8 protein-coding genes and 1 CRISPR repeat array are annotated in these 9,410 nt (G+C 65.7%); all 8 genes read left to right on the top strand.

Features of this window, described 5'->3' with window-relative positions:
• Position 1: 1 nt before the first annotated feature.
• A CRISPR array of direct repeats spans positions 2-576; the repeat unit is 26 nt; unit sequence CTCACCCCCACGGGCGTGGGGAGGAC.
• A 192-nt stretch (positions 577-768) separates the two neighbouring features.
• Positions 769-3,498, top strand: a complete 2,730-nt coding sequence (gene cas3, locus AB0B89_RS32310; protein WP_358560356.1) for a CRISPR-associated helicase Cas3' — start codon at positions 769-771, stop codon at positions 3,496-3,498.
• Positions 3,499-3,530: 32 nt separating this feature from the next.
• Positions 3,531-5,081, top strand: coding sequence for a type I-E CRISPR-associated protein Cse1/CasA (gene casA, locus AB0B89_RS32305; RefSeq protein ID WP_358560354.1), 1,551 nt, complete (start codon positions 3,531-3,533; stop codon positions 5,079-5,081).
• Entirely contained in the window at positions 5,078-5,704 is a 627-nt protein-coding gene (gene casB, locus AB0B89_RS32300) for a type I-E CRISPR-associated protein Cse2/CasB (protein WP_358560352.1), read from the top strand. The genes casA and casB overlap by 4 nt, the downstream gene beginning before the upstream one ends.
• Entirely contained in the window at positions 5,701-6,822 is a 1,122-nt protein-coding gene (gene cas7e / locus AB0B89_RS32295) for a type I-E CRISPR-associated protein Cas7/Cse4/CasC (protein ID WP_358560350.1), read from the top strand. Before casB ends, cas7e begins: the two co-directional genes overlap by 4 nt.
• Positions 6,819-7,556 (top strand): type I-E CRISPR-associated protein Cas5/CasD, encoded by a 738-nt coding sequence (gene cas5e / locus AB0B89_RS32290; RefSeq protein ID WP_358560348.1) that lies wholly within the window; start codon positions 6,819-6,821, stop codon positions 7,554-7,556. The genes cas7e and cas5e overlap by 4 nt, the downstream gene beginning before the upstream one ends.
• A complete protein-coding gene (gene cas6e, locus AB0B89_RS32285) occupies positions 7,553-8,179 on the top strand; it encodes a type I-E CRISPR-associated protein Cas6/Cse3/CasE (RefSeq protein ID WP_358560346.1) in 627 nt (208 codons plus the stop codon). Before cas5e ends, cas6e begins: the two co-directional genes overlap by 4 nt.
• Positions 8,176-9,156, top strand: a complete 981-nt coding sequence (cas1e, locus tag AB0B89_RS32280) for a type I-E CRISPR-associated endonuclease Cas1e (RefSeq protein WP_358560344.1) — start codon at positions 8,176-8,178, stop codon at positions 9,154-9,156. Before cas6e ends, cas1e begins: the two co-directional genes overlap by 4 nt.
• 3 nt (positions 9,157-9,159) lie before the next feature.
• The coding region (cas2e, locus tag AB0B89_RS32275; protein WP_358560343.1) for a type I-E CRISPR-associated endoribonuclease Cas2e at positions 9,160-9,410 on the top strand (251 nt) is incomplete at its 3' end.

The following is a 9,410-nucleotide window of genomic DNA, read 5'->3' as shown; positions in this document are numbered from 1 at the left end:
GCTCACCCCCACGGGCGTGGGGAGGACATCGCGGTCGCTTTGAGTCTGGTCGGGCTTGGAGGCTCACCCCCACGGGCGTGGGGAGGACACCATCTCAACGGTCCGGGTCGGGAGCACCGCCGGCTCACCCCCACGGGCGTGGGGAGGACAACGTCGCCAGGTGGTCGGTAGTCCGGGCCACCGGCTCACCCCCACGGGCGTGGGGAGGACCAGTGACCACGGTAGCACACGCCCTTATACAGCGGCTCACCCCCACGGGCGTGGGGAGGACCAGCTCAACATCGACGCCGACGACCACGACGCCGGCTCACCCCCACGGGCGTGGGGAGGACGGCGAGTGCGTCGCCAACCGCGTCGCGCGGATCGGCTCACCCCCACGGGCGTGGGGAGGACGGTGAAGAGGAGCACAGCACCCGCGCCACGGTCGGCTCACCCCCACGGGCGTGGGGAGGACGTAATTGGGCTAAAAGGGGATTCGTTTATTGGCGGCTCACCCCCACGGGCGTGGGGAGGACACACGTTGTCTACAAACTGTACAAAGTTGAAACGGCTCACCCCCACGGGCGTGGGGAGGACACTTCGCGACCTGCGACGTTACCGCAGCCGCTCCACTTTTGGGTGACGGGTCGGCGTCGCGGATGGCATTGGATTTCAGAATAAGTTTCACGTTGATGAATCTCGCCCAGAATGTCGGTCGGCAACTCTACAGTGATGTCTCGTTCGATGATCTGACGGTAAATCACCCGTTCTGTTGCCGAAGGGGGGAAAGTGGGAGAGTCCTCAGCCGTTGATCTGGCGGTGTGGGGTAAGTCGCGAGGACTCCCGGCGCCTTACCCGTTGATCTGCCACCTGCTTGACGCCGCGGCAGCGGTGGAAGCCCTATGGGATCAGTATCTCGCCCCAGGCTTACGCGCCTGTGTGGCGAACGAGCTGGGAACCGATGAGCACCATGCACGGCAGTTGCTCGCCTATTGGGCCGGTCTTCACGACATATGTAAATGTATGTCGTGTTTTCAGGCCCAGAGCGACGATGGATTTGGTCGACTTGTCGGTTATGAGTCGGTGGATGCTGAGCCGACAGGCCACGCGTTCGCGGCGCATGTGTGGTTGGGGCAGTTGCTGTCAGGCTTTGGCTACAAGGTCGGCAGGGTGTCATCCCCGGCCATCCGGGTCGCTCAGCTGCTGGGCGGCCACCACGGCGTGTTCTTCTCGTTCAACCACAGAGAGTTCGGCGATCCGCTGGGCTTTCTCCCCGCGCTGGGGAAGGGGGCATGGGAGGAGCAGCGCCACACCATCGCCGGCTTGGTGTACGAGCTGACCGGCCGTCCTGAGGCGCCGCCCAAGATCTCAGATGCGGGTGCGGCCCTTGCCTGTGGTCTCGTCATTCTCGCCGACTGGCTGGTGAGTCAGGATGTCTTCCTCCGCGAGCGGATCGATGCCGGTCTGCCGGAGCACGGTGGTGCTGAACATCTGGGTCGTCACCTGGCTCGTAGCCGGGCCGCGGCTGTGAAGCTCCTGGGCGAGGCGGGTCTTGGGCGGCTGACCTTCAAGCAGGGCGATTTCGCCGATGACTTCCCGTTCGAACCGAACGACCTACAGCGGTCGATCAGTGAGCGTCTGCCCGCTCTCGTCGATGGAGACCCGGGCCTCCTGCTGATCATGGCGCCGATGGGTGAAGGTAAGACCGAGGCCGCGTTGCACGCGGGCCGGCTGATGGGTGAGGCCGCTGGTATGCCGGGTTTCTTCATCGGTTTGCCGACGATGGCCACGTCCGATCAGATGCTGCGTCGGGTGGACGACTTCCGCAGGCGCCGAACCAATGGTGCCGACTCGTTGACGCTGCTGCACGGCTTGGCGTGGTTAAACTCCGCCTACTCGCCCGAGGGCGAAGGAGTCAACGTACTCACTGGCGATCCCATGGCTACCCGGTGGCTGCGCGGGAGTAAACGCGGGCTGCTCGCCAACCTTGCCGTGGGAACCATCGATCAGGCGCTGCTGGCGGTCCTACGAGGTCGGCACAACGTACTGCGGATGCTTGGGCTGGTCGGGAAAGTCCTGGTCGTAGACGAGGTCCACGCGTATGACTCGTACATGCAGGGTCTGCTCAAGGCGCTGCTGGAGTGGCTGGGCGCTCTGAAGGTGCCGGTCGTGTTGCTCTCGGCGACGCTGCCGGTCACGGTGGGACGTCGGCTCATCGAGGCCTATCTCAAAGGCACCGGAGCTCGTGATCTCCCGGTTCCTCAGGTGACATACCCGGGGTGGATCTACGCGAGCCTGCGAGGGGCCGAACCTGTACAGGTGGCCAGCAGGAAGCGAACACTGCATGTCACGACGCGTGAGGTTCAACTGGCCTCTGATCGTTCCCTTGAACGGTCCGCCGCCGTCCGCGAGATCCTTTCTCCGCTGATCCGTGATGGAGGTTGCGCGGCGGTCATCTGCAACACCGTGGCCGAGGCCCAGCGGACCTACCAGGAGTTGGCGGGCTGGGTCCAAACGGCGGGCAGTGCCGACGGGCTCGTCCCGTCGATCGGGTTGTTGCACTCCCGGTTCGAGGCACACCGCCGGGAGCAGATCACTAGTGAGATGGTGAGCTGGTTCGGCAAGGGAGATGGCGGCAGGAGGCCGCGGGCGGCCATCCTGATTGCGACACAGGTGATCGAGCAGTCCCTCGATCTCGACTTCGACCTCGTCGTCAGTGATCTGGCGCCGATCGCCTTGCTGCTACAGCGTGCCGGCCGATGCCAGCGCCACCCCGAGCACGACGCTGAACGGCCTGAGTGGGCCAAGAACATGATGCGACTGGTGGTGTTGACGCCCGTCGACGACCGTGGCGAATTGGCCGTGCCTCGCGGCTGGCCCTTTGTCTATCCCACGGCGCTGCTGCGCCGTACCCGCGATGAGCTGGCGGCTCTGCCGCGCGGTGAGGTGGCCATACCTGTTGCCATTCAGGGTCTGGTCGACCGGGTATACGACGAGAACTTCGGTAACGAGACCTCCCCTGTGACCCAGGAGGACGTGGCTCGGCTGGCGGATGAACAGACGAAGGATCTGTACGCGCAGATGGCCGCCATTCCAGCGCCGGGCCGGGTCGGCGACCTGAGCCGGCTCAGTGGAGATGAGTTCGTGAACGAGTACTCGACGCGGCTGGGCGCCGACTCGGGGAGAGTCGTCTGCTGCACCGTTGGTGTGGATGGCCGGCCCATGCTCGGAGACAAGCCCCTTCCTGTCGTGGAGGCAGGCGGCAGGGCCGGCAGGAAGTGGTTCACCAAGGAACAGGTCCGGCTCGTGATGAGCAACACGATTCCGGTACCGGGCACTTGGCTGCGCGGCCTGTCAGCCGACAACGCGGCACCGCCGGCCTGGGCCGACAGCCCGCACCTCAGCAATCTCGTTCTGGTTCGAATGTCCGGTGAACAGCCATCCGGGCCGCTCGGCGATCGGACCCTGTGGCTCTCCGAAGAGCTAGGTCTTTCGGACTTTCCCCCTACGGCCAGCTGAGCTGATCTAAGCGATACAGAAAGGAGGGCGCGGTGACGTATGACCTTTTGATCCGTACCTGGTTGCCTGTCAGAGCTGGCGACAAGAGATTGAAGCTCGGATTACGGGCCTTGTTCCAGCGGGCCCACGAGCTCGCTGATATCGAGGCGTCGCCGCCTCCGGGCGCGTCCGGCTTGTGGCGCGTGCTTACGGTGATCGCGGCTCGGGTCACTGGGCTGGATGACGTGACGCTGACTGCTGAGGAGTGGGGTGAACGCCAGACAACGGTCTTGGAAGATGGCCGTTTCGATGAAGACGCGGTGAATGCCTATTTCACCCGGTATTCCACGCGTTTTGATCTCTTTGACACCAAGCGGCCGTGGCTGCAGGATCCGCGGCTTCGCGAGCAGTGCAAGACCAGCTCAGGCGTCAACAAGCTCATCATTTCCAGGGCCGCCGGCAACAATCAGGTGTGGTTCGACCACGCCACCACACTCGAGCTGCGACCGATGCCCGCTGAGGACGCGGTCTTTCAGCTCTTGACACAGCTCTACTACGGCCCCTCGGGCCAGTGCACACCTCGCACCGTCGGCACTACCTCAGGCGGAAACAGCAAAGCCGGGCCGCTTCGCAGAACGATCTCCTTCCACCCGCTGGGACGCACCGTATTTGAGTCACTGGTCGCGGGGATTCCACCGGCCTATCGCTACGACAGCGAGGGCCATGACGTCGCTCCCTGGGAGGCCGACGAGCTTCCCGATCCGCTGGGCGTACCGCCGCGTCCGAGCGGTCTCGGGGGGTTGTTGACCGGTCGCTTCCAGCATGCGGTCTTGCTGGAGCGTTCCGCGGACGCAGATGCGGTGGTCGACGCGTGGATCACCTGGGCATGGCGAGATCGAGAGTTCCCGGCCGAAGACCCGTACCTGGTGTATCTGAAGAACAAGGACGGTGACTTCTACGCCCGCCAGGCCGACTCCAGTCGAGCCCTGTGGCGAGACTTCGACTCCCTGTTGCTGGAGGACTCCGGCGACGACCACCGCCGCCGACCTGTCGTGCTGGCCGCGGTCGAGGACATGCGGGGCACGCTGCTCCCGGTGTTGCGGGCTCGCGCCTTCGGTTTCGACCAGGACGGACAGACGCGGGACAAGGAGTGGACCGTCGCAGTGACACCCGCGCTGCTCGCGCTGGCCAACGAGGCCGAGATCGCCCGAGGGATCAGCGTGATGCGCCAGACGGCTGAGCGGATGGAGAAGCAGCTCCGGTGGGCGTTGCGTGAGGCCTGGACCGCGATCAACGATCCGTCCAACGGGGAGGGAAAACCGCAACGCAGGGACATCTCCGAGGGGCCCTGGCCCGCGCAGGGCTCGTTCCGCTACTGGGCGCGTGCTGAACGGATCTTCTGGGACAGCGTGCGTGATCGCCACTTCAGCGGCGTTACCGACCGCTTCCTGGGGTTGGCGCTCGAGGTCTATGACGAGGTGACCGACAACGCGGGCTCGCTGCCACGCGCCAAGCGGGCCGTCGAGCTCAAACGAAGTTCGATCTTCAAAGCGCGGACGCCATTCGGCAAGAGCACAACGAAGAAGTCGAAGGAGCGCGTGTGAGCCAGATCCCGTCGATCGAGACGGCCGACAAGTACGTGGACTACCTCCGCCGAGAGGTCAACAGGGACCCGGGACGTCGTTCCGCCCTGCGGCGAGGGCTGGGACGACCGGTGAACGACGCGATGGTCCGCAAATCCCACGCGGTCGTGGCTCGATGGCTGCCGACGCGGGCAAGGCCGGCGGTCGAGAGCGCCTACTATTCGATCGCCGCACTGATCGCCGCGCAGCCGGCCCGAGGCCGGAAAGAACCCGACCCGGAGCCTGCCGATCCTTCGGCGATCTCGGACAGCGAGGAAAAGCCCAAGCGAATTCAGCTCACCATCGGCAACACGCTCGGGCTCGCCGTCCAAGAGAAGAAGCTCAACCCCGACACGATAGAAGCCCGTCTGCACCTGCTGTGCCGCCAGGACATCGCCGGCCTTCACCGGCAGTTGCCCGGCCTTGTCCGCCAACTGGCCGCCAAGGAGATCGCACCGGATTGGGGGCGGCTCCTGTGCGACCTCAGCTGGTGGGAACACCGCCGCGATGAGGTCACCAAACAGTGGCTGCAGGACTTCTACCGCGCCATGAACAACAACACCACCACCACCGACGACGAAAAGTCAGATAGCGAGGACCAGTGAGCACCCCCCGATACCTCGACGTGCACGTGCTACAGACCGTGCCCTTCGCCAACCTCAACCGTGACGACCTCGGTTCACCCAAGAGCCTGGTCTACTGCGGAGCCACCCGAACCCGCGTCTCCAGCCAGTGCTGGAAGCGTGCCGTCCGTCTGGATGTCGAACGGGCCATCGGCAACCCGGCGGTGCGCACCCGAAGAGTCCCCGCGGAGGTCGCCGCTCGGCTCCAGGATCGTGGATGGACCGAGGACGCGGCCCTGGCGGCAGGAGCGCAGGTCGCGCTGTCGGCCAACAAGAAGGAGGGTCTGAAGCTGGAGGACAAGGGGGGGACGTCGGTACTGCTGTACCTGCCCAAGTCCGCCCTGGACGCCCTGGCAGATCTGGCCGAGGAGTTCCGCGAGGCGATCGAGAACACGGTAGGCGAGAAGAAGCCCAAGGGGGTCCTGCCCGTCGACCGGGTCGCCGCCGTGCTGTCCGAACGCAACGGGGTCATCAACCTGTTCGGCCGGATGCTCGCCGAGTTGCCCGGCGCCGGGGTCGACGGTGTGGTCCAGGTGGCGCACGCGTTCACCACCCACGAGGTCGCTCCAGAAATCGACTTCTTCACCGCCGTCGACGATTGCCTGCCCGAGGACGCGGTCGGCAGCGGCCACATGAACAGCGCCGAGTTCAGCGCCGGAGTCTTCTACCGGTACGCCAGCCTCGACTTGGCCGGCCTGGTGAAAAACCTCGGTGGCGACGCGGTGATGGCCCGCGAACTCACCGGCGAGTTCCTGCGCGCCTTCGTGTCCTCGCTGCCCACCGGGAAGCAGACGTCATCGGCCGCCAATACTCTGCCCGACCTGGTGCACGTCGCGGTACGCAGCGACCGGCCGATCTCGTTCGCGGCCGCTTTCGAGGCTCCCGTCCGCCCGGAGCAGGGGATCGCCGGGCCCTCCCGCCGGCACCTGGCTCACCATGCCGAGCGACTGGAGAAGCTGTGGGGGAGCAGCGGCATCGTCCACCGCGGATACGCCTGCATCGATGAAAAGCCGCTGAGCGGGCTGGGAACGCAGGTGGACTCGTTCGCGCAGTTGATCGACGGTGCGGTCTCGGCGGCCCACCGGGAGCCGTCGGCATGAGCGGACTGGTGCTGAGGCTGGCCGGCCCGATGCAGTCCTGGGGAGAACACAGCGCCTTCACCCAGCGCGACAGCCTGCGCTTCCCCACCCGTTCCGGCCTGATCGGCCTGCTCGCGTCCGCTGAGGGAGTGAGCCGAGGACGGTCTCTCCAGCCGTACGAAGCGCTGCGCTTCACCATCCGCATCGATCGGCCCGGTGTCCAGATGGTCGACTTTCATACCATCGGCGGTGGGCTTCCTCGCGGGGTCCCCCGGCCTGACGGCACGCAGCGGCCTCGAGACACCGCCACGATGGTCACCCGGCGCCAGTACCTGTCGGACGCGGTCTTCACCGTCGCCATCGAAGGTCCCGAGCAGCGCCTGGACGAGCTCGCCCACGCCCTGCGCTGGCCGCACTGGCAGCTATACCTGGGACGGCGGTCTTGCCCGCCTGATCAGCCGCTGCTGCTGCGCCAGGTCGACGACCCAGTGACAGACCTGGAGACCAGGGTGCCGCTCGCCCGTCGACTTCGAGGAGATGACAAACCGGTGGCTGAGTTCGTTTCCGAAGGCGTCATGGACGCGGCCGACGCGGTGGCCGAGCTGGCCGACGTACCGGAGAGCTTCAACCGGTACGACAGGCGCTATCGCACGCGGACGGTCAGCATCGACACCCGGAACGTTCCGCGAGAGCTGTATCAAACCGGTGAGAAGTTCTGGACCAGTCTCACCGCCTACATCGTGGAGGGGCCGTGACCGCCTGGTTGGTACGGATCCTGCCAGACCTGCGCCGACGGGATGTCATTAATGACCTCGCCGACCCCGATCGGCTCCACAAGCGGATGATGATGCTCATACCCGACGACATGGGTGATCGGGCCCGTGCCCAGGCCGGTGTCCTGTTCCGTCTGGAAGACATCCGCAACGGTGTCCAGCTTCTCGTTCAGACCACGATGAAACCCGATCCCTCCCGCCTGCCCGACGGGTACGGGGAGATCGCCCTTCGTGAGCTGGACGGGCTACTGGGGCGCCTCAAGGCAGGCACACCGGTGCACTACCGGATCGCCGCCAATCCCTCCAAGCGACTCGGCAAGAACGCCGGCCCCCAAGCGGGAAAGATCCAGGCGCTGCGAGGCCCCGCCGCCGACCAATGGTGGGTGTCGCGCGCCGCCGCCCACGGACTGGCCGTCTCCACAGTGGTCTCGCAATCGCAGCAAGACATCCGCGCCAAGGGCTCGGTACGGCACGCCGTCGTCCGCTTCGACGGCAGCGCGGTCGTGACCGACCCCGACGTCGTCCATGCTGCTGTGCTCCACGGCATCGGCCGTGGCAAGACGTACGGCTGCGGACTCCTTAGCCTGGCCCCGATGCAGGGATGACAAGCACCGCCAGGCGTAAACTCGCCGCCCCCACGCTCGCGATGCTGCCTCGGATCTCCGACTCGCTGTCCTTCCTCTACACCGAGGCGGTCCGGATCGTGCAAGACGACACCGGAATCTGCGCGCAAGTGGAGTCCTCCCAGGGACTCAACCGCGTCTACATCCCGACCGCCGCCCTGGCCTGCATTCTCCTGGGCCCAGGCACCTCGATCACCCAGCCGGCCATGGCGACGATCGCCCGACATGGCACCTCCCTGGTGTGCGTCGGTGCCGGCGGCGTACGAAGCTACGCCGGCATCCTGCCTGCCTCGCTGACCACCGCGTGGCTGGAGAAACAAGTACGCGCGTGGGCCGACGACAAGACCCGTCTGGAGGTGGCGATACGGATGTACGAGGCACGTTTCGGCGCTGCCTCCGCACCGGCCGGGGTGTCTCTCGCCCAGCTTCGCGGACTGGAAGGACAACGCGTCAAAGCCCTCTACCGGCTACTCGCGACGAAGTACAAGATCCAACGTTTCAGACGAAACTACGACCCCGAAGCCTGGGACGACCAAGACGCAGTCAACAAGGCGCTCTCGGGCGCCAACTCCTGCATGTACGGCGTCGTCCACGCGGCCGTCCTGGCACTCGGCTGCTCCCCGGCCCTGGGCTTCGTACACAGCGGCACACAGATGGCCTTCGTCTATGACGTCGCCGACATCTACAAAGCGCGGATCACCATTCCGCTCGCCTTCTCCTTGCACGCCTCTGAAGACCCCGAGCGGGAGGCTCGCAGACGCCTCCGCGAGGACTTCAAGGCGTTCAAGCTCATGCCGCAGATCGTCTCCGACATCCAGTCGCTGATCGATCCCAGCGAAGACCGAGCCCCCTCCGTCGATCGCAGCAGTGATCTTGTCCATCTTTGGGATCCGCAGCTAGGACCACTCCCAGCCGGAGTGAACTACGGGTTCGAGGTCTCCGACGTCCCCTTGGAGTAGCTGATGGCCTCGATGGTTGTCATCTCGACAACGGCGATCCCTGACCACGTCGGAGGTGCTCTGTCCCGCTGGCTCATCGAGCCATGTCCCGGTCTCTTCGTCGGCACCGTGTCGGCACGGGTGCGAGATGAACTCTGGGCAGCGGTCAGCGCCAGCGTGGGCGAGGGTGCTCCCCGGGCCCGAAGACCGCGACATCTGGGCCTACTTCGCCTCACTGGCCTTCCCGCCCGAGCCCGTGGTCCGGGCGACCCTCG

The organism is Sphaerisporangium sp. NPDC049002, from assembly GCF_040649355.1.
GTDB lineage: Bacteria > Actinomycetota > Actinomycetes > Streptosporangiales > Streptosporangiaceae > Sphaerisporangium.
Note: the sequence above shows the minus strand (reverse complement) of the source record. Positions and strands in the feature narration are given on the sequence as shown.